Below are 21,511 nucleotides of genomic sequence, written 5' to 3' on the forward strand. Positions count from 1 at the left end.
CATCGCCGCTGCCATTTCATTCCGACTGAGACACCACCATGGTCAAGAAGACGATCACCATCACCGAGGACATCCCGGGTACGGACGATCTCAAGCCGCCCAAGCTGGAGGCCACCTACGAATTCGAGAGTGGCAGCGACGAGGCCCATGAGCGAGTCAAGTTCGACTACATCGCCAAGAACTTCGAAGCCGAGATGCGCAAGAAGTTCAAGAAGCAGATCGAGGGCTTTGCGCTGCCGTTGAGTTCCATGCAAAAGGAAATCGACGCGATGAAGAAGGCCTACAACGACATGACCACGGAGACCGACCCGCTCAAGCTCGTGGAGCAGATCAAGGCGGCGTCGGGCAGCAAGAAGTCGCTCGACACCAAGATCAAGGAATACAACGACTACCTCAAGGACGCGGTCAAGAACACCGTCGAGCAGCAGATCCTGGTCTGGGCCGAGAAGATCGAGAAAGATGCCGAGGTCGAGGCCAAGAAGAAGATCAAGAGCGACATCCGCTGGAAGAAGTTCCGCCACGTGGCCGGCGCCGTCATCAAGGGCGTGCTGATCCTCGGCGCCGCCGCCGCCGCCATTGCACTGACCATCGTCACCTTTGGCGCCGCGGCGCCTGCCATTGCCGCGCTGGGTGTCGCCTTCGCCAGCCTCGGCGGGCTGACCGCCCTGGTCAAGGTTGGCCGGGACATCAAGGGCAAGTACGACCTGGAAAAGCGCGCCCTGGCCAATCTGGAGGCCGATCTGAAGGTCATCCAGACCCACCTGGGCAGCATCGCCAACAAGACGGCCGGCCTGCCCAAGCATCTGGACGATGCTTCCCGCATGTGCACCGAGCGCCGCGGCATGATCCAGGCCACCCGCGCCGTGCTGGACAAGCTCGCCGTGAAGGCCCGGGAAGCCCAGGACAAGATGGAGGTGGTCAAGGCGGCCGGCGACTTCAAGGGCATCACCAAGCAGGCTGCCGTGCTGAAGAAGCTGCACGACGAGCAAACCAAGGCGCAGACCGCCATCGAACAGGCCCAGCAGCGCGACAAGGAGTTCGAGGCCTTCATCGACAAGGCCCGCGGCGTCGTCGGCGACCTTGAGAAGATCCCGGTCCTGGCCCCGCGCACCCTCCTTGAGACCGTGAAGCAGTACGCCAACATGGACACGCTGATCAATGGCGCCGACCTGATCAGCTCGGTCGGCGGCTCTGCGGCCGGCCTGAAGGGCGCCGTGAAGTAAGGCTGCTGCCCCGGCCCTACTTGCGCACGTTGTCCAGGTCGGGCGGCGGCGTATAGCCCAGGTCGCGGGCACGCGCCTCGAACTGCGACGCCAGCAGCGGCTGGCCGGTGTTGCGGAAATGCAGGGCCAGCTCGTAGCTGGCAATGCCGTTGCCCAGGGCCACGGCGAACTGCATCCAGCCCTCGTAGCGCGATTGCGCGGCCGAGGAACCATAGCCGCCAGTGTTCTGACCACGAACGCGCCAGGCCATGCGCGCGGCGGCGTCCTTGTCGCCGCGGCCGCAGCGCAGCAGATCCTGGCGCTGCTCGGCCGGCATGTCCGGGTTGAAGGAAAAGGCCGAGCGGTACAAGCGCACGTCGCTGCGCTGCAGTGCCTTGAGCGCACTGCGCGCGCCGTCACGTGCCACCTGCACGCCAGGTGCGAAGGGACTCTCGGGCCGGGCCTTCAGGAAGTCCTCGGCCACCTGCACCACTTCGGCGGGCCAGGCCAGTTGCTCCAGCTTCTTCAGCACCGCGTCCTCGTCGATGTCGGGCGCCGCCGGCGCCACGGCACCTGCGCGCTTGGGCTCCACGTTCAGGCGCACGCGGGTGTGGTCGGCGATGAAGGGGTCCTGCGCGAGCTGGCGGATGGCGGCCACCGGGTGGTTGAGCATGGTCTCGCGCACGTCGCTGCGCACCAGTTGCATCAGCTCGGGGAAGGTCGTCTGGTCGGACACGCTGCCCATCAGCTTGACCAGCGACCCGGTGTAGAAGGTGTTCTGCGTCTCGACGGCCGGCGCGATGGCCGGCTTGCCGGCCCCGGTGGAGAAGGTGATGAGGCAGCCCGGTGGCGCCTCGACCTGGTTCAGGCCAACCAGCTCACCGGCGCGCAGGCCGGTGCGGCAGGCATCGACGACCGCGATGATCATGCCCTCGCGGCGCGCGGGCAGGCGGCGCACGACGTCGCTGAGCAGCTGCATGCTGCTGTTTTGCAGCAGCTCGCCCTTGGCCGAAGGGTTGAGCCCGGCGGGCAGCAGCAGGTTGGACGCGTCCACCTGCACGCCGTGGCCGCTGAAGTAGAAGAACACGGTCGCATCCGCCGGGCTCGCTGCAGCCTCGGCGATGAAGACTTCCAGCGCACGGCGCGCTGCCGGCAGGTCCAGGTCCAGCGCCGACGTGACCTTGAAGCCGCGCCGCTCCAGCACGGCCTCCAGGTCGCGCAGGTTCTTCGGGATCGGCGGCAGGTCGAAGGGCTGGGGATAGTTGCGGTTGCCCAGCAGCAGCGCCAGGCGGATCTCGGTGCTCGGCAGCTGAGAGTCCGCGGCGGCCCGCGCGACGGGCCGCACGGCCAGTCCTGCGCCGAGCAACGAGCCCCACAGGAAGCGGCGGCGCGCGAGGCGGGGGGACATGGGGGGTTCGGACTGCACGGTCATGGGCTCGCAGGCTTGCAGCTCAGCGCAGGCTGGGCGGCGGGGTCGCACAGTTCGGGCGGCTTGGCGCCCTCGCTGCCTTGGGTGGACGGCCGGCCGGGGCCGACCTCGGCGATGACGCCGGAACGCAGGCGCACCGTCACGTTCTCGGTGCGCACGGTCTCCTGGAAGCGGGCACGGCGGGCGTCCTCGGCGTCGCCATTGATGGAAGACAGGGCTCCAGAGGCCGCCGGCGTCAGCGGCAGGACTCCGTTATAGACCACCGGGATCTCCGTTGCCTGACTGGCCCCATCATGGAAGAAGCGATAGGCCGTGCCGCCGGTGGTGGGCTGGCTGCCCACCTCGGGGCCGATCAGCACGACCGCTGTCGAGCCTTGCGCACCGGCCTTGGGCAGCACGGTCAGATAGCCGGCGTTCGGTCCCGTCGTGCGGCTCCCCGTTGCAGTGGAACCCACCTCGATGCGGATGGGCTGGCCGTTGACGGCGCCAAAGCTGCCGGGCGTGCCGAAGGCGCCGGGCGCCAGCTCCAGCACCATGCCCGGTGCCGACAAGGCCCTGCCGAGCACGATCTCGTCGAACGGCATGCGGGCCACCAGCTTGGCGTCGCCGGCCGTGGCGAGCTGGTCGGCGCGGATGTAGATCAGGTCGGCCTCGATGCCGCTGCCCCCCACCCCCACCTGCTGGCCGGACACGCGCACCTCGGACTGCACGGCCTGGCCGCCCTTGGCATTCGGCGCCCAGGCGGAGTTGTAGTTCGCGCCGCTGAGCGCCGAGAGCTGGCCCTTGAAGCTGTTGGCATCCTGGGCCAGCAGCACCGAGCCGCCACCGGCGGCCTGCACCGACAGGGAGGCACCCTCGGCGACCGTGATGGCGCTCGCGCTGCCCTGCTGCACGGTCGCCTCGGCCCCCGCCAGCGGCTGGCCGGCGACCGGCACCTGGGCCGTGCCCTGCAGTGTGGCCTTGGCGTCGTCAGGCGCGGCCTGGGCCACCAGCGCGAGGCTGCCGCCCGTGAGTTGCAGCTTGCCGTTGATGGCCAGGCGCCCCGCCTCGATGCGGCCGCCGCTCGACAGGGTCAYGTCGCCCAGTTGCAGGCTGTCCTTGGCGGCCACCAGGGCCTGGCCGCCGCTCAGGCCCAGCGGCGCGCTGCCGAACTGGTTGCTGCTGCGGCTGGCGTCGATCAGCGTGCCGGTGAGCGTCAGCCCGGCCGCATTGGCCAGGGTCAGGCTGCCGGTGTAGACCTGCTCGGCCCGCGTCGTCAGGTTGCCGGCCAGGCGCACGCTGCCGGCGGCCTGCAGCGAGGCGATGGTCTCGTTGCCGCCGAGCTGCAGCTGGGCGCCTGCGGCGACCTGCACCGCGCTGGCGTCGGACAGGCGCTCGGCCGCCGTCGTGATGAGGCCGCCGCCCAGCACCTGGGTGGCGCCGCCGTAGCTGTTGGCGGCGCTGCCCAGCGTCACCTGGCCCTGGGTGATGACGAGACTGCCGCGGCCGCTGATGGCCTGGTCCAGCGTCAGCGCGTCGCTGCGCGAGAGCCGCAGCTCGCCCTGGTTCTGGATCTCGCCCGAACCCAGGGCGCCATTGCCGGTCAGCAGGATCGTGCCGGCCTCGATGACGGTGGCGCCGCTGTTGCGGTGCGCGGCCGTCAGCGTCAGCATGCCGGCGCCCTGCTTGACCAGGCCACCGCTGCCGCTGACGACACCGTCGAAGCGGCCGTCGGCGCCATCGGCGCCGGCCGCCAGGGATGCGCCGTTCAGCACCAGGTTGCCGCCACCGTTCAGAGAGGCCACCGTCTGGCGCGCATTGGCCTGCACCTGCCCCGGCGCCTCGATGACGAGAGCGCTGGCCACCGCCAGGGTTTGTTCCGCATCCAGCACCAGGCTGCCGCCGTCGACCCGCGTGGCACCGGTGTAGAGGTTGGCGCCGCCCAGCGTCAGCGTGCCGCTGCCCGCCTTGCTCAGGCCGCCATCGCCGCCGATGACGCCGTCGAAGCGGCTGCTGCGGCCGCTGGCGCCCAGGACCAGCGTGTTGGCATTGAGCTGCACCTGGCCGGCACCGCTCAGCGCACCAAGGTCGACGTCGGTCAGCAACTCCAGCGTCGCGCCGTCGGCCACGTTGACGCCAGCCGAGGTCGGCACGACCGGCGCTGTTGCTGCGCCGGCAGCCAAGGGTTTGACAGCGCCGGCGCCTTCGAGCTGCAGCGTGCCGGCATTGGCCTGCAGGTCGCCCGCCAGCGTGTTGTGACCGGCCAGAGTGAAGACGCCGGTGCCAAGCTTGGCCAGGCCGCCGCTGCCGATGATGGCGCCATCCCAGCGCGTACTGCCGCCATTGCTGCCGACGCCGAGCAGCGCCGCCTGCACGTCCACCGTGCCGGCGCCGGCGAGCGAGCCGAGGTTGAGGCTTTGCTGCACCGTCAGCGTGGCGTTCGCCTCCACGCTCACGGCCGTGACGTCGTTCAGCGCGGTGCTGCTCGCCAGCACCAGTTCACCCGCCGCCACGCGTGTCGCGCCGGTGTGGGCGCCGCTGCCGCCCAGCACGAAGCGGCCGCTGCCCAGCTTGGTCAGGCCGCCGCTGCCGGTGAGGCTGCCCGAAAAGCTCGTGTTCGTGCCATCCAGGCCCGTGCCCAGTGTGAAGCTGCCGAGCTCGACGCGGCCCGCACCGGCGAGCGAGCCGATGGCTTGATCCTTGCCCAGGGCCAACAGCGCACCGCTTGCGATCTGCACCGCGCTTGCCGAGGGCAGCTCACCGGTGACGCGCAGGGTGCCCGAGGCGATGTCGGTCATGCCCCTGTAGTGATTGCTGCCGGCCAGCGTCAGTGTGCCGCTGCTGGCCAGGCGCAGGCCGAAGCCGGCACCGCCGTCGGCTACTGAGCCGCTGATCGTCAGCCCGCCGGTGCCGGGCAGGAACTCCGTCACGGCCGCCTTCAGTGTCACCGCACCGGCCAGCGTGCCGGCACCCGCGGTGTTGATCACGCGCCCGCCATTGGCCACCAGCTCCGCGCTCATGACGGCACCGTCGCGCAGATCGAGCTGGCCTGTGCCTTCGAGTTGCACCGCACCGCTGCCGGCCTGGGCCGAGGGCCCCGACAGCACCACGGTGCCCGAGTTGATGCGCGTGCCGCCGCTGTAGTTCTGGGCCGTCGTCGTCGTCAGGCTGCCGCTGCCGCTCATGACGAGCTCGCCGCTACCCGACAGCGGGCCCACCAGGCTGATGGCACCGGGCCCGCCGAGTTCGAGCCGGGTCGAGACATTGCTCGCGTTGACGCTGTAGTCGGCCGCGCTGACAAGGCTGGCGATGCCGGCGCTGTCGATCGCGAAGTGCGCCAGGCTGTTGTCGGGCCGGGTCAGCGTGACATTGCCGCTGCCAGCCTTGATGGTCGCGAGGCCCGCGACCGTCAGCGCGCCGCTTTGCGTGACGGCAGCGCCGGTCGCCGCGGTGTCCACGCCCAAGCTGCCGTAGCTGCCGCCACCGAGGTCCAGCGCGCCGGCCGACGTGACCTCGAGCTGGGCGGCATCGCCCGTGACCTTGAGACCGTCATGGCGTGCCGCATCACCATCGCGCAGTTGCACCTGTCCGAGGCTGGCGCCGGCCTGGGCCTTGAGCTCCACACGGTTGAGGTCGTTGCCCGCGCCATGGGTGGCCAGGTCGACGGGCACGGCCGCGCCGTTGGCGATCAGCGTCGTCAGGCCGCTCACCTGCAGCGGCCCGGTCAGCAGAATGCCCTTGGCCGCCGCGGCGCTGAGGCTGTCGCTGTGGCCGCCGCCCAGCGTCAGCAGGCCGCCGCTGCTGAGCGTAAGCGTCTTCACATCGCCGCTGAACGTCAGGTCCAGCGCGCTGCTGATGTCGGCGCTGGCGAAGCTGCCGCCGTTCACTCCGCGCATGCTGACCGTACCGAGCAACTGGTTGCCGGGCTGGTTCAGCACGAGATTCACGAGGCTGCCGTCGGCGATGAAATCGCTCGAGCCTGCGACAAACAGCGCACCGGTCTGGGTGAGGGTCGTTCCCCGGATCAGTGCCGTCAGATCGCCACTGACGCGGCCGCCGCCCAGCGAGATGTCGCCGCCGGCGCTCAGCTTGAGATCGCGCGTTGTGAAGCTGCCCAGGCGCAACGCGCCGCTGGCCACGAGGCTCACATCGCCGCCCAGCAGATGGATCGGGCCACCGAAGGCATTGGCGGCCTCGTTGAGCTGGATGGCGGCGCTGCCTGCGTCCAGTGTCGACGCGCCGGCGATGCTGAGGCCGCCAGCGACCTGGCCGATCGCGCCCCCGCCGCTGCTCGCTTTCAGTTCGCCGCGGACCGTGCCGCTACCAAGCCGCAACACACCATTCGAGGCGACCGTCAGGTCGCCCACGTCCAGCAGGCCGAGGCTGAGCGGGCCACTGTTGATGAGCAGGGTGTTGCCGCCGGTAAGGTTGATGACTGTGCCGGCAAAGGCGTTGCCGGCCTGGCCGAGGCTGATGGCCGCGGCGCCAGCGTCCAGCGTGACTGCGCCGCTGACCGCGAGCGAACCGGTCTGGGTCAGTAGCCCGCGGCTGACCGCCTTCAGCTCGCCGTCAATCTGGCCGCCGCCGAGGTTCAGCGCGCCGGCCACCTCCAGCGTCAGGGGACCGGTCGCGATGCTGCCCAGACTTAGGTCGCCGGCATTGCTCAGGGCCGTCGTGCCACCACTAAGGTTCACGAGGCCGCCCAGTTGGTTGGCCGCTTCTGTCAGCGTAATGTCGCCCGCTGCCTGCAGCGTGCTGCCGCCCGCCACGGCGAGGCCGCCCGCCATCTGAGTGATCGTGGCGCCTCGTACGCTCAGCGCGCCGCTCAGGTTGCCGGTGCCCAGGATGATGCCGCCGTTGCTGCTCGCGTCCAGGCTGCGCAGAGCCAATGTGCCGAGGCTGAGGCCGGGCAGGCTGAACAGCGTCGCGTCGCGGGCGGCGAGGTTGATGACGCCGAGGAACTGATTGCCGGCGTGGGGCAGCGCGATGTCCGCGCCTCCGGCGTTGAGCGTGGCCATGCCACCGAACTGCAGTGCGCCAGATTGCGTGATGGCGTTGCCGCCGCTGCTTGCGAGCAGGGCACCGCCGATCACGCCCTGGCCCAGGTTGAGGGCGCCGGCCGAATTCACGCTCAGGCTGTCTGTGGCGATATCGCCCAGGGTCAGCGCGCCGGCGGCGGTGATTTGCACTGTGCCGCCGCCGAGCTGCACCAGGCCGCCCCAGTCGTTGTCGGGGCGGATCAACGTGATCGCGCCGCCGCCAGCCTTCAGCGTCGCCGGGCCGCTGACCGCCAGAGCGCCGCTCTGCGTGAAGGCTGCGCCGGTGGCGCTCGTGTCAGCCATCAGACTGCCGTAGCGGCCGCCGCCCAAGTCCAGCGCACCGGCTGAGGTGATCTCCAGGCTGGCCGCGTCGCCCAGCAACTGCAGGCCGTCGTGCCGGCTGCCGTCGCCATCGCGCAGCTGCACACGGCCGAGACTACCGCCGGCCTGGGTCTGCAACTGCACGCGGTTCAGGTCGTTGCCAGCATGGACCATGTCGACTGGCATGACCGTGCCGCCCTGGGCGATCAGGGTCGTCAGGCCGCTGACCTGCAGCGCGCCGGTTTGCACGATGCCGCTGTGGGCCGCGGCCGTCAGCGTCGTGCTCCGGCCACCGCCAAGGGTCAGCAGGCCGCCGCTGCTGAGCTTCAGCGTCTGAACATCGCCGCTGAAGCTCAGGTCCAGCGCGCTGCTGATGTCGGCGCTGGCGAAGCTGCCGCCATTTACTCCGCGCATGGCGATGCCGCCCAGCAACTGGTTGCCCGGCTGGTCCAGCACCAGAGTGGCCAGGCCGCCATCGGCGACGAAGTTGGCCACGCCGTTGACCGTCAGCGCCGCGGACTGGCTGATCCTGCTGCCACGCGTGGTGGCCGTGAGCTCGCCATTCACGGTGCCGCCACCGAGGTCGAGGTCGCCACCGGCGCTGGCCTTGAGGTCATGCACCGCGAAGCTGCCCAGGTGCAGGGCGCCGCTGTTGGCCAGGGTCACATCGCCCCCCACCAGGCTGACCGCGCCGGCAAAGGCATTGCCCGCCTCGGCAAGATCGATGTTGCCGCTGCCGGTACTCAGCGTGGACGCCCCGCTGACAGCCAGGCCGCCGGAGACTTGGGTGATGGCCGCACCGCCGGCATTGAGGTTGCCCCCCACCGTGCCTGTCCCCAGGCGCAGCGCGCCGGAGGCCGACGCCGTCAGCCCGCCGACATTGAGGCTGCCCAGGCTCAGCGCGCCGGCACCCGTGATGACGGTGGTGCCGCCACGCAGGTCGACGCTGCCGGCGAAGGCATTGCCGGCCTGGCCGAGCGAGATGCCGGCGCTGCCCGCATTCAGGCTGGTGCCGCCGCTCACTGACAGGGCACCCGACTGGCTGATGGCGCCGCTGCTGACTGCCGTGAGGGTCCCGCCGACGGAGCCGCTGCCCAGGTCCAGCGTGCCGGCCGCATTCAGCGTCAGGCCGGCAGTGGCCAGCGTGCCCAGGCGCAGGCCGCCGGCGTTCGTGACCGCGCTGGCACTGCCACTCAGGCTGACGACGCCGTTGAGGTGATTGGCCGCATCGGTCAGCGTGATGCCTGTCGTCGCCTGCAGCGTCGCGTTGCCGGCGACGGTAAGGCCGCCGGCGATCTGCGTGATGGCGCCGCCGAGGGCGCGCGCGGTCAACGCGCCGCTGAGCGTGCCGCTACCCAGCGTGATGCTGCCGTTGCTGGTGGCGTCCAGGCTGTTGAAGCTCAGCGCGCCGAAGCTCAGGCTGGGCTGGTTGAAGAGGGTCACCGCATTGCCGGTCAGGCTCAGCGCGCCGAGGAACTGGTTGCCAGCGTTGGCCAGCGTGATGTTGCCGCTGCCGGAGGTGAAGGCGGCGGAGCCGGTCACGTGCAGCGCGCCGGACTGGCTGATGGCGCCATTGCCGCTGTTGGCCACGAGGTTGCCCGTGACATTGCCCTGGCCCAGGTTCAGCGGGCCGGCAGCGCCCACCGTGAGGTCGCCGGTGGTCAACGGCCCCAAGGTCAGGCCGGCCGCGGTTTTCACCTGCGTGACGCCGCCCTTGAGCGTGACCAGGCCGCCGAGCTGGTTGCTGGTGTTGTTGAGGGTGATGGCGGCGCTGCCCGCATCCACGTTCAAGGCGCCGGTCAGGCTGAGCGGCGCGCTCTGGGTCACATCGCCACCGGCTTTCAGCACGAGGGAGTGGATGCTGACTGCGCCGAGGTCGACGGCACTGGTGTCGGTGAGGCGCACGTCGCGGCCGGTCAGCGCCACCGCGCCCGTCCAGCTGTTGGCCGCGTCGTCCAGCGTGATGTCGGCCGTGCCCGCATTGATGCTGGAAGTGCCACTGACGCTCAAGCCGCCAGCGGCCTGGGTGATCGCGCCATTGCCGCTGGTGGCGGCCAGATTGCCGGCAACAGTGCCGTGGCCCAGGTTCATGGCGCCAGCGCTGTTGGCCGTGAGCGCGCCGGTGTCCAGCGTGCCCAGCGTCAGCGCGTTGGTGGTGCGCAGCTGCGTGGCGCCACCCTTCAGCGTGACCATGCCACCCAGCTGGTTGCCGGTGTTCGCCAGGGTGATGGCCGAAGCGCCCGCGTCCACGCTCAGGGCGCCGGTCAGGGCTATGGTCGTGCCCGCGCCCTGGCTGACGGCGCCGCCCGTCGTCAGCGTCAGCGAGGTGGCATTGACATGGCCCAGCGTGACAGCACTGCTGCCGGTGAGCACGGCATTCCTGCCGGTCAGCGCGACCGCGCCGGTCCAGCTGTTGGCCAGATCGCCCAGCGTGATGTCGGCGCCGCCGGCGTTGAGGGTTGCGGTGCCGGTGACGCTCAAGCCGCCAGCAGCCTGCGTGACGGCACCGCTGCTGGTGGCGCTGAGGGCGCCGCCGATGCTGCCCGTGCCAAAGCCCAGTGCGCCGCCAGCCAGGATCTGCAGCGAGCCGGTCGCCAGGCTGCCCAGCCCCAGCGCGCCCTGGCTCCTGATCTGGGTGGTACCGCCGGTCAGCGAGACCAAGCCAGTGAACTGGTTGGTCGCCGCGTCCAGCGTGATGGCCTGGCTGCCGGCATCGAAGCTGCTCGTGCCCGCGGCGCTGATGCGGCCGCCGGTCTGGTTGATGACACCGCTGGTGCTGGTCACGGCGAGGGCACCGGTGGCCGTGATGTCATGCGCCAGCGTGGCCGACTGGCCCTTGAGCGTAACGGCACCGCCCTTGAGCGTGCCGAAGGTGCTGAACACGCCGCCGCTGGACAGGGTCAAGGCCTCGGTGCCGGTGTCGATATTGCTCGTGCCGGCAGGCAGGATGAGGGTGCCGCCCGCCTCCAGCTCCAGGCCCTTGTTGGGCTGCTGAGCCAGCGCGAAGAGGTTGAGGTTGTTGGCGCTGCGCAGTGACACCGCGCCGCCCGTGGCGGTGATGGCGCCCTGCAGATCGTTGCTGGCCTGGTTCAGCGTGATGTCCGCCGCGCCGGCGTTCAGCGTCGTCGCACCGGTCAGCGTCAGGCCACCGGTCTGCGTGATCGCGCCGCCGTTGCTCGTCGCGTTCAGCGTGCCGGCGACGCTGCCCTGGCCGAGGCCGAGGTTGCCGGTCGAGGTGACCGTCAGGTCGCCGGTGTTCAACGTGCTCAGCGCCAGCGCGGCACTGTCCGTCACGCCGGTGACGCCGCCGCTCAGGCTGACGGCGCCGCTGAAATGGTTGCCCGGCTGGTTCAGGCTGATGACCGAGCTACCGGCCGAGACCGCCGTCGTGCCGGTGACGAGCAGGCTGCCGCCGGTCTGGTTGACGTCGCCGCTGGCCGTCGTCAGCTTCAGCGTGCCGCTGGCCGTGATGTTCTGGCCCAGGCTGAGGCCGGTCTGGGCCTGAAGCTCGACGTTGTGGCCGGCCAGCACGCCGCCCATGGTGAAACTGCCGCCGCTGATCAGCGTGAGGTCGGCCGTGCCGGTGTTGATGCTGGCCACCGGACCGAGGATGAGGTTGGCGCCGGCCGACAGCGTCAGCGCGCGGTTGGCGGGCTGGGTCAGGCTGAGGATTTCAAGATCGCCGCCGGAGCGCAGGTCCAGCGAGTTGCCGACCAGGTTCAGGCCGTGCCACTGGTTGCTGGTGTTGGGCAGGCTGATGTTGCCGGCCGTGGTGGCATCCAGCGTGGCGATGTCGCTGACCGACAACGCGCCCGTCTGGCTGATGGCGCCGCCGTGGCTGCTGGCACTCAGCGTGCCGTTGATGCTGCCTTGCCCCAAGTTCAGCGCGCCGCCGGCCGTGGTGCTGACGGTCAGGTCGCCGGTGTTCAGCGTGCCCAGCGTCAACGGGTTGCCGCCGCCGTTGCCCAGCGTCGTGGTGCCGCTGGTGGTGAGGCTGACCGCGCCTTGCAGGTTGTTGGCCGACGTCAGCGTGATGTTGCCGCTGCCGTTGCTCAAGGCTGTGGTGCCGCTGATCGTGAGCGCGCCGCCCTGCGTGATGGCACCGGCGCCCGTCGTCGTCGCGCTGAGGTTGCCGGTGACTGCGCCGCTGCCCAGGCTCAGGTTGGCATTGCTGGTGGAGACGGTCAGGGCGTGGGTGTTCAACGTGCCCAGCACCAGCGCGTTGCCATTGCCATTGGCGATCTGCGTCGTGCCGGTGCTGGTGATGCCGACGGCACCCTGCAGGTTGTTGGCCGAGGTCAGCGTGATGTTGCCGCTGCCATTGCTCAAGGCCGTGGTGCCGGTCACCGTCAGCACACCGCCCTGCGTGATGGCGCCGGTGCCGGTGGTGGTGGCGCTGAGGTTGCCGGTGACGGTGCCGCTGCCCAGGCCGAGATTGGCATTGCTGGTGCTGACCGTCAGGGCGCGAGTGCTGAGCGTGCCCAGGGTCAGCGCGTTGCCGCTGGCATTGCTGAGCTGCGTGGTGCCCGTCGTCGTGACGCTGACCGCACCTTGCAGGTTGTTGCCCGACGTCAGGTTGACGTTGCCGCTGCCGTTGCTGAGGCCGCTGCTGCCGGTCACTGTCAGCGCGCCGCTCTGGGTGAGGGTGCCGCTGCCCGTCGTCGTGGCACTCAGGGTGCCGGCCACCGTGCCGCTGCCCAGGTCGATGTCGGCATTGCTGGTGCTGACCGTCAGCGCGCCGGTGTTCAGCGTGCCCAGGGTCAAGGCCTTGCCGCTGCCGTTGACGACCTGACTGCTGCCCGTGCTGGTGAGGCTGACCGCGCCCTGCAGGTCGTTGGCCGCCGCCAGCGTGATGCCGCCGCTGCCGCTGCTGAGGCCGCTGGTGCCGGTCACCGTCAACACACCGCTCTGCGTGATGGCGCCGGTGCCGGTCGTCGTCGCGCCGAGGTTGCCGCTGATGGTGCCGCTGCCCAGGCCCAGGTTGGCGCCGCTGGTGTTGACCGTCAGGTCGCGCACGCTCAGCGTCCCCAGGGTCAGGGCCTTGCCGCTGCCATTGCTGATCTGCGTTGTGCCGGTCGTCGTGACGCTGACAGCCCCCTGCAGGTCGTTGACCGAGGTCAGCGTGATGTCGCCGCTGCCATTGCTGAGGCTGCTGCTGCCCGTCACCGTCAGCGCGCCGCTCTGCGTGAGCGTGCCGTTGTTCGTCGTCGCGCTGAGGTTGCCGCCGACGGTGCCGCTGCCCAGCACCAGGTCGGCATGGTTGGCGCTGACGGTCAGCGCGCCGGTGGTCAGCGTGCCCAGGGTCAGGGTGTTGCCATTGGCATTGCTGAGCTGGGTGGCGCCGGTGCTGGTGATGCTGACCGCGCCCTGGAAGTCGTTTCCGGCCGTGCTCAGCGTGATATTGCCGCTGCCATTGCTGAGGGCCGTCACGCCCGTCACCGTCAGCGCGCCGCCTTGCGTGAGGGTGCCGGTGCCCGTCGTCGTCGCGCTGAGGGCGCCGGTGACCGTGCCGCTGCCCAGGGCCAGGGCGGCGCCGCTGGTGCTGACGGTCAGCGCGCGCGTGCTCAGCGTGCCCAAGGTCAGCGCATTGCCGCTGCCGTTGCTGATCTGCGTGCTGCCGGTGGTGGTGATGTCCACCGCCCCCTGCAGGTTGTTGCCCGAGGTCAGCGTGATATTGCCGCTGCCGTTGCTGAGGTCGCTCGTGCCGGTCACCGTCAGCGCCCCGGTCTGTGTGAGCGTGCCGCTGCCTGTCGTCGTCGCGCTGAGGTTGCCGGTGACGGTGCCGCCGCCCAGGTCCAGATTGGCGCCGCTGGTGCTGACGGTGAGCGCATGGGTGCTCAATGTGCCCAGGGTCAGCGCCTTGCCATTGCCATTGCCGAGTTGGGTCGTGCCGGTGCTGGTGATGCTGACCGCGCCCTGAAGGTCGTTGGCCGAGGTCAGCGTGATGTTGCCGCTGCCATTGCTCAAGGCCGACGTGCCGGTCACCGTCAGTGCGCCGCTCTGCGTCAGCGTGCCGGTGCCCGTCGTCGCTGCACTGAGGTTGCCGCCAACCGAGCCGCTACCGAGGTCCAGATTGGCATTGCTGGTGCTGACGGTCAGGCCGCCGGCGCTCAGCGCGCCCAGGGACAAGTCCTTGCCGCTGCCATTGACGAGTTGCGCATTGCCGGTGGTGGTGACGCTCACCAGCCCCCGCAGGTCGTTGCCCGAGGCCAGCGTGATGTTGCCGCTGCCGTTGCTCAAGGCCGTGATGCCGGTCACCGTCAGCGCGCCACCCTGGGTGAGGGTACCGGTGCCGGTCGTCGTCGCACTGAGGTTTCCGGTGACCGTGCCGCTGCCCAGGTTCAGGTTTGCTGCTGTGGCGCTGGCGGTGAGGGCATGGGTGTTCAGCGCACCCAGGGTCAGTGCGTTGCCGCTGCCGTTGCTGACCTGGCTGACACCGGTGGTCGTCAGGCTGACCGCGCCCTGCAGGTTGTTGCTGGCCGCCGTCAGCGTGATGCTGCCGGACCCCGTGGTGACGCCCGTCGTGCCGGTCACGGTCAGCGCGCCGGCCTGCGTGATCGCGCCGCCGCCGCTGGTGGTGACGCCGACATTGCCCGTGACCGTGCCGGTCGGCAGGACGACGTCGCCGCCGACGCTGCTGAGGGTCAGGCCTGCGCTGGTGACGCTGCCCAGTGCGACGGTGCCCGCGCCCGAACTCGCCGCGGTGAGGCTGCCGCCGCCTGTATTGAGGGTGCTGCCGGTGATGTCGCCGCCGGCCTGCAGGACGACGTTGAGGGCACCTGCCCCCGCCCCGATGCTGCCGGCGCTGAAGCTGATGTTGCGCAAGGCGATCAGGTTCAGCGTGGCCGCGCCGGTAGGCACGATGGCGGCCTGGACGTCGATGTCGCCATGTTGGCCGTTGGTGCCCAGGGCCAGGGTCTGCACCGTCACCGACGTGCCGCCGGCCAGCGCATTGTTGAGGGCGCCAACGTCGACCACGGCAGCATCGTCCGTGCTGGCGAAATTCGGCGCCGCGCCAACGTTGGTGTTGGTGCCGCTGTTGGCTTTGATGACCACGTCGTTGGGGTCGAGCAGCCACTGGCCCGACCGCCCCAGCGGTGCGCTGGCGTCGACGCGGCCGAGCAGGTTGAGCTGCTGGCGGCCCGAGGTCTCGACCATGCCGCCATTGCCCCCCAGACGCCCGCCGCGGGCCCAGATGCTGCCAAGCATGTCGGTGCGTCCGTCAGCCCAGACGGCGATGCGGCCGCCATCGCCCCGTTCGGTGGCATTGGCGCGCAGCTCAGCGCCGGCACCTATCCAGGTCTGCTCGGCGTTGTGCTCGGTGCCCCTGCCCTCGAAGCCGCCACCGACCTGCAGGCTGCCGCCGCCGAGGCGCCCGGACGCGTCCAGCCGGGCGCCGTCCAGCAGCGCGAGCTTCTGGCCGAGCACGGTGATGCCGCCGCCTCGTTCGCCGCTGGCGTCCACGCTGCCATTGACGGTGGTGACGCCCACCGTGCCGCCGTCGATGACGACGCGCCCGCCCTGCTGGCTCAAGCCCCGCGCCTGCACGATGCCGTCCATGTTCAGCACCTGGCCGGCCGCGCCGCCACGAGCCTGGGCGCGCATCTCGGCGCTGCTCTCGGCCTGCACGCGGCCGCTGAATTTCAGTGCGACGTCGCGGTTGTCGTCGTTGCGCAGATTGAAGAGGACAAGGCCGTCGCCTTCCACATCCACCTGCACCGTGCTGGCTGCACCCAGCCCGACACGCCGCGCCGCGATGCTGCCTCCAACGCTGAGCTGGGGGGCGACCAGCGCCACCGTGCCGCCCGGCGCGCTGATGCTGCCATCAGCCTGCAGCGCGCTGGCGCCCGCGCCCGCCGAGAAGCGGTAGTTGCCGGCGATGAAGGCGGTGTCGGACAGGTCCAGCGTGGACCCGACGAGACCGCCGACATCCACCTGCGATCCCCGCCCGAAGACGATGCCGCGCGGGTTGATCAGGAAGACCCGGCCGTTGGCCTGCATCTGGCCGAGGATCAGGGACGGGTCGCCACCGACGACACGATTGAGCAGCACCGAATTGACGCTGGGCTGTTGGATACGCAGGCCCTCGCCCGCGGCGATGGAGAAGCTCTGCCAGTTGACGATGGCCTTGTCGCTGCCCTGCTGGATCAGGCCCGGGCGAATTGCAACCTGTCCCTGCACGACCTGGGCGCCTTGAGGCAGCGCATGGGCAGCCGGATAGGCTGCGGCAAGGCACAGAGCAAGGGCGAGGGGTTGCAGGCGCCACATCAGAAGCTCCACGATCCCTGGGCATACAGGCGCAGCTTGCTCGACTGGCTTTCGGTGCTGGCATGGCCGTGCGTGGGCGTGGCCAGGCTCATGCGGAAGGCATACGCGTTGCCGCGCGCCCATACCAGGGACAGCCCCGCGCCGCCCAGCCAGGCGCGATTCACGTAGCCGGGCTCGCGCAGCACGAGGTTGGGATCGTGGCGGTACCGGATGAAGGCGCCGTCGTAGAAGGCCGCCAGCACCAGCTCGCTGGCCCAGCGCCCGAACAGGCTGGCCGGCGGCAGCCAGCGCAGCTCCAGGCTGGCCACGGCACCGCTGTCACCCGTGCCCTCGCCCGGCGCATAGGCGCGCACGCCGTTGGGCCCGCCGGCGCGGAACTGCTCGGTCGAGTCGAGGTTGGACAGGGCCCACTGGCCGCGCATCGTGAAATAGGCCAGTAACCGGTTGCTCAGCACGTTCTGCAGCCGCGAGGCGGCGAAGCTGAGCTTGCGGAAGCTCGCCGCGTCGTCACCGCCGCTGGGCGCACCGGCCGGGAAGTTGAGCCGGCCCTGCGCCAGGTTGAGCTCGAAGGTGTTGACGCTGCCGGTCAGCAGGCTGTCGCGAAAATCGCCGCTGACACCGACGCTGGCATCGTCCACATGCTTCTTCGTCGACAGGGCCGCGACCTTGTCGACATAGCGCTTGGCGTCCACCGCCCCGAGCGCAAACAGGTTGAGGTTGCGAGAGCGCACCCAGGGGTAGAGGGCGAAGAGGTTGAGCGTCGTGCCGGTGCCGTCCAGGCCGAGGGGGAATTCCTTCTTGTCGAGCTGATAGCGCACCGCCGACAGCGAGGCGCCCGCCTTGAAGCCGTCGGCGCCGATGGGGCTGGTGTAGCCCAGCAGCGCGAACAGCAGGCCGCCGCCGGTGGAGGCGAGCACCGAGGCCGACAGGCCGTCGCCGCGACCCAGCGGGCTGGCCATGACGACCTGGGCGCCCAGGCGCTGCCCGCCGATGACCTTGGAACCATTGAGGTCGCCGTCGATGCTGCCGCTGTAGCGCGCCTCGGCCCGCGGCGTGAACTCGAGGATGGCGGTGCCCGGCGCGCTGCCGGCCTTGACCTCGGCCCGCGTGACGATGCCGCGCAGGTCGTTGATGAGGAAGACCGTGCGCTCGACGGCGTCCACGGTCAGCACGTCGCCGGGCTTCAGCCGCGCCAGATAGGCCTCGACGACCTCACGGTCCACCGGCAAGCCGTCGCTCCAGTTCAGCACGACCCGGTCCAGGCGCCCCTCCAGCACGGCGATGCGCACCGTCTGGCCATCGAAGGTCTGCTCCGGGATGTAGGCGTAACCCAGGTAGAGCCCCAGGTCGCGCTGCAGGAAGCGGGTCACCTCGTTGGCAGCGTTGACGAGATCCTCGAAGCCACGGTCCTTGCCGACGAAGGCAGCAGTCAATCGCGGCAGGGCCTCGCGCAGGGCGGCTGGGGCGTCGGGCGACAGGCTGTAGGCGGTGACGTCGATTTTGAGCTCGTCGTCGGGCTTGCCGAGCTCGCGCGTGACCTGCTGCGGACGCTCGGGCGGCAGCTCGGTGTTGCGAGCCTCGGGCGGGCGGGCCAGCTCGGCCGGTGTCGGCACCACCGGCGGCGTGCCGGCGGCCCAGGCCGAAGCACAGGCGAGCCACTGCGCGGCCAGCAGGCTGAGGCGCAAGGGCGAGCGGCAGTGGCGGGGATCGAGCAGCAAGGTCGGGTCCGTAGCAGGGGCGGCGGGCATGACCTGGCGGTCGCACCCGTGGTGAGTCACGGCTCTGGCGTTTGAGTTCCGCGCGAGTCCCGTAAATGAGCGGATGCCGTCCGACAAGCGTGCTGCGCCGACCTGGGCACACTGGGTCCATGGCTGACTTGATCACCCGCCGCCCCGAGGGCCTGTATTGCGAGGCGGGCGGCTTTCATATCGACCCCTGGCGGCCGGTGGCGCGTGCCGTCATCACCCACGCCCATGCCGACCATTGCCGCGAGGGCCACGGCGCCTACCTCGCCCACAGCGACGCCGAAGGGCTGATGCGCTCCCGCGTGGGTCCCGACATGGCCTTCCAGGGCCTGGCCTATGGCGAGCCGTTGCAACTGGGCGAGGTGACCGTCAGCCTGCACCCGGCCGGCCATGTGCTGGGCTCGGCCCAGGTGCGCGTGGAACACCGCGGCGAGGTCTGGGTCGTGTCGGGCGATTACTTCGTCAGCGGCGCGGTGAATGCTGAGGGGGAGGCCAACACCACCTGCGCGCCCTTCGAGCCGGTGCGCTGCGATGTCTTCATCACCGAAGCCACCTTTGCCCTGCCCATCTACCGCTGGGCACCGCAGACCGAGGTGCTGGCCGAGATGCGCACCTGGTGGGCCGATTGCGCGGCCCAGGGCAAGCAGGCGCTGCTGATGGGCTACAGCCTGGGCAAGGCGCAGCGGCTGGTGGCGGGGCTGGCAACCGCGGACGCACCTGGGCCGGTGCTGGTGCATGCAGCGGTTGCGCGGCTGAACGAGGCCTATCGCGCGGCGGGCGTGGCCCTGCCGGAGGTGGAGACCGTGACGCCGGAAACGAACTTCAAGGCGCTGCGCGGCGCGCTCGTCATCGCACCGCCGGCCGTGCAGGACAGTCGCTGGGCCAAAGCGCTGGGGCCGCACAGCGACGCCTTTGCCAGCGGCTGGATGCGGTTGCGCGGCGCCCGCCGGCGCCGCAGCGTGGACCGCGGCTTCGTCTTCAGCGACCACGCCGACTGGCCGGGGCTGCTGTCGGCCATTCAATCGACCGGCGCCCAGCGCGTCATCGTCACGCATGGCGACGAAGGCGCGCTGGTGCGCTACCTGAGCGAACTGGGCCTGCAGGCCGAGGCCTTTGCGACCGAGTACGGCGACGAGACGCATGGCGTGGAGGCGGCGCAATGAAGCGCTTTGTCGCCCTCTACCTCGCCATCGACGCCAGCACGTCCACACTGGCCAAGGTGGCGGCATTGAAACGCTACCTGGCCGACGCGCCCGCGCGTGATGCGGCCTGGGCCGTCTATCTGCTGGCCGGCGGCACGCCGCGCCGAGCGGTGCCCACGAGCGAGCTGCGAGCGCTGGCCTGCGAGGCGGCGGGTTTGCCGGAGTGGCTGTTCGAGGCCGGCTATGCCGTCACCGGCGACCTGGCGGAGGCCATCGCTTACGTGCTTCCCGACCCGCAGGACAAGCTCGACGAGCCGCTGGCCGACTGGATGGAGCAGCGCATCCTGCCGCTGCGTGCGCTCGACGCAGCGGCGCGACGCGAGGCCGTGTTGAGCGCGTGGCAGGGCCTGTCGGCGGACGAGCGCTTCATGTTCGTCAAGCTGGTGGGCGGGGGCTTTCGCGTCGGCGTCAGCAAGCTGCTGGTGCAGCGGGCGCTGGCCGAGTGGTCGGGGGCGGACGCGGCCGGCATCGCCCAGCGCATGATGGGCTACACCCAGATCGACACGCCGCCCACGGCCGAGCGCTTCCAGGCGCTGCTGGCCGAGGACACGAGCGGCTCGCGCGGCGGCCAGCCCTACCCCTTCTTCCTGGCGCATGCGCTGCCCGGCGACCCCGCTGCGCTGGGCGAGCGCGGCGACTGGCTGGCGGAGTGGAAGTACGACGGCATCCGCGCCCAGGTGGTCAAGCGCGACGGCGAGGTGTGGATCTGGTCGCGCGGCGAGGAGCTGATCACCGAGCGCTTTCCCGAGGTGGTGCTGGAAGCGAGCAGCTGGCCGGATGGCACGGTGGTGGACGGCGAGCTGCTGGCCTGGCGCCACGGCGAGGCCGAGCCGGCGCCGTTTGCGCTGCTGCAAAAGCGCATCGGCCGCACCAAGCTGTCCAAGGCCATCCTGGCCGAGGCGCCGGTGCGGCTGCTGGCGTACGACCTGCTGGAGAGCGAAGGCGTGGACCGGCGGCAGGAGCCCATGCATTTGCGGCGCGCGCGGTTGGCGCAGTTGGGCATTGCGACGTCACCGCTCGTCGATGCAGCGGATTGGCCCGGTCTCGCCACTGCGCGCGAGGGTTCGCGCGAGCGGCGTGTCGAAGGCCTGATGCTCAAGCACCGCGAGTCGGCCTATGGCATCGGCCGCACAGTCGGCGCGTGGTGGAAATGGAAGGTCGCACCGCTCAGCGTCGACGCCGTGCTGATCTATGCCCAGGCGGGGCACGGCCGTCGCGCCAACCTCTACACCGACTACAGCTTTGCCGTCTGGAACCGCGCGCCGCGCGATGCGGCGGAGGCTGAGGCGGCGCTGGATTCGACAGGTGGGGAGCTGATGCTGGTGCCGTTTGCGAAGGCCTATTCCGGGCTGACGGATGAGGAGATCAAGCGAGTGGATCGAGAGATCCGCAAGACGACCGTGGAGAAGTTCGGCCCGGTGCGGAGGGTTCGGCCAACGATGGTGTTCGAGTTGGGGTTCGAAGGCATCCAGGCGAGCACGCGGCACAAGAGCGGCATCGCGGTGCGGTTTCCGCGCATGCTGCGGATTCGGGAGGACAAGCCGTTGTGGGAGGCGGATACGTTGGAGTCGCTGAGGGAGTTGATGGAGGTGGTGAGTTGATGTGGGTTGCTTTTGCGGAGCGAGTGTCCTCTCGCTGCATTGCCGGGAGTCCGTCCCGGCAGCCGGGTAACTTTCTTCTGCGGGGCCAGAAGAAAGTCACCAAAGAAGAGGCCCTGAACCGCACACCAGCACCACATGCACGAGCTGCGCCGTGCAACAGCCACTCGTTGACCGGGAAGACGCGACCCGCTGCGCTCTCGCTGCTGTCCCTGTCACCAGCACCAGTCCTTCCACCACCTGCCCGCTTAACGCGCGGCTGCACGCCGGGCTCACCAGAAAACCAAATGCAGCGTCGCTCGGGCGACACCACCGAGGTTGCGCGGCGGTCGCGTCGCCCGAGCGACGCTGCATTCCCTGACGAGTTCGGCGTGCAGCCGACGTTAAGCGGCGTGAAGGGGCGCTGGATGGTGATCGTCATAGGGACAGCAGCGAGAGCGCAGCGGGTCGCGTCCGCCCGAAATGGAGGTGAGCGTTTTCGCGCGCCGCTCCTGGCGGTGTGGTGCTCGTGTGCGGTTCAGCGCCTCTTCTTTGGTGACTTTCTTCTGGCGCCGTGTATAGACCGGAGACATGGGTAACACCCGTGCCAGGACATGGGTAACACCTTCTCAAGTGTCCAACGTCGGCTCGCGCAGGTCGAACTGCGTGAACCGCTGATGGCAGAAGTACACGTCATGCAGGCCATCGCACTCCAGGCTCGGGCGGATGCCGATGGGCAGTCCCTGCAG

At 70.1% G+C, this 21,511-nt stretch carries 6 protein-coding genes; 3 read left to right on the forward strand and 3 right to left on the reverse strand.

What is annotated here, in order from left to right; translation table 11 throughout:
• Positions 1-38 precede the first annotated feature (38 nt).
• Positions 39-1,223: a hypothetical protein gene (locus tag ACXJKM_RS27430; RefSeq protein WP_457356294.1), complete on the forward strand. Its 1,185-nt coding sequence runs from the start codon at positions 39-41 to the stop codon at positions 1,221-1,223.
• 16 nt (positions 1,224-1,239) lie between these two features.
• Here the strand turns inward: ACXJKM_RS27430 and ACXJKM_RS27435 are convergent, their stop codons facing one another.
• From ACXJKM_RS27435 to ACXJKM_RS27445, 3 genes are read right to left on the reverse strand one after another with little or no spacing between them, the layout of a single operon-like run.
• Positions 1,240-2,610 carry a caspase family protein gene (locus ACXJKM_RS27435; RefSeq protein ID WP_457322324.1) on the reverse strand — a complete coding sequence of 457 codons (1,371 nt, stop codon included), beginning with the start codon at positions 2,608-2,610 and terminating at the stop codon, positions 1,240-1,242.
• Between the two features lie 20 nt (positions 2,611-2,630).
• Positions 2,631-16,238, reverse strand: a complete 13,608-nt coding sequence (locus tag ACXJKM_RS27440) for a two-partner secretion domain-containing protein (RefSeq protein WP_457356295.1) — start codon at positions 16,236-16,238, stop codon at positions 2,631-2,633.
• Positions 16,238-17,956 carry a ShlB/FhaC/HecB family hemolysin secretion/activation protein gene (locus ACXJKM_RS27445; protein WP_457356296.1) on the reverse strand — a complete coding sequence of 573 codons (1,719 nt, stop codon included), beginning with the start codon at positions 17,954-17,956 and terminating at the stop codon, positions 16,238-16,240. The genes ACXJKM_RS27440 and ACXJKM_RS27445 overlap by 1 nt, the downstream gene beginning before the upstream one ends.
• Positions 17,957-18,105: 149 nt before the next feature.
• Here ACXJKM_RS27445 and ACXJKM_RS27450 point away from each other — a divergent pair, with 149 nt between their 5' ends.
• Entirely contained in the window at positions 18,106-19,146 is a 1,041-nt protein-coding gene (locus tag ACXJKM_RS27450) for a ligase-associated DNA damage response exonuclease (RefSeq protein WP_457356297.1), read from the forward strand.
• Positions 19,143-20,786, forward strand: a complete 1,644-nt coding sequence (locus tag ACXJKM_RS27455; RefSeq protein WP_457356298.1) for an ATP-dependent DNA ligase — start codon at positions 19,143-19,145, stop codon at positions 20,784-20,786. Before ACXJKM_RS27450 ends, ACXJKM_RS27455 begins: the two co-directional genes overlap by 4 nt.
• Positions 20,787-21,511 lie beyond the last annotated feature (725 nt).

This window comes from Roseateles sp. P5_D6, from assembly GCF_054049415.1.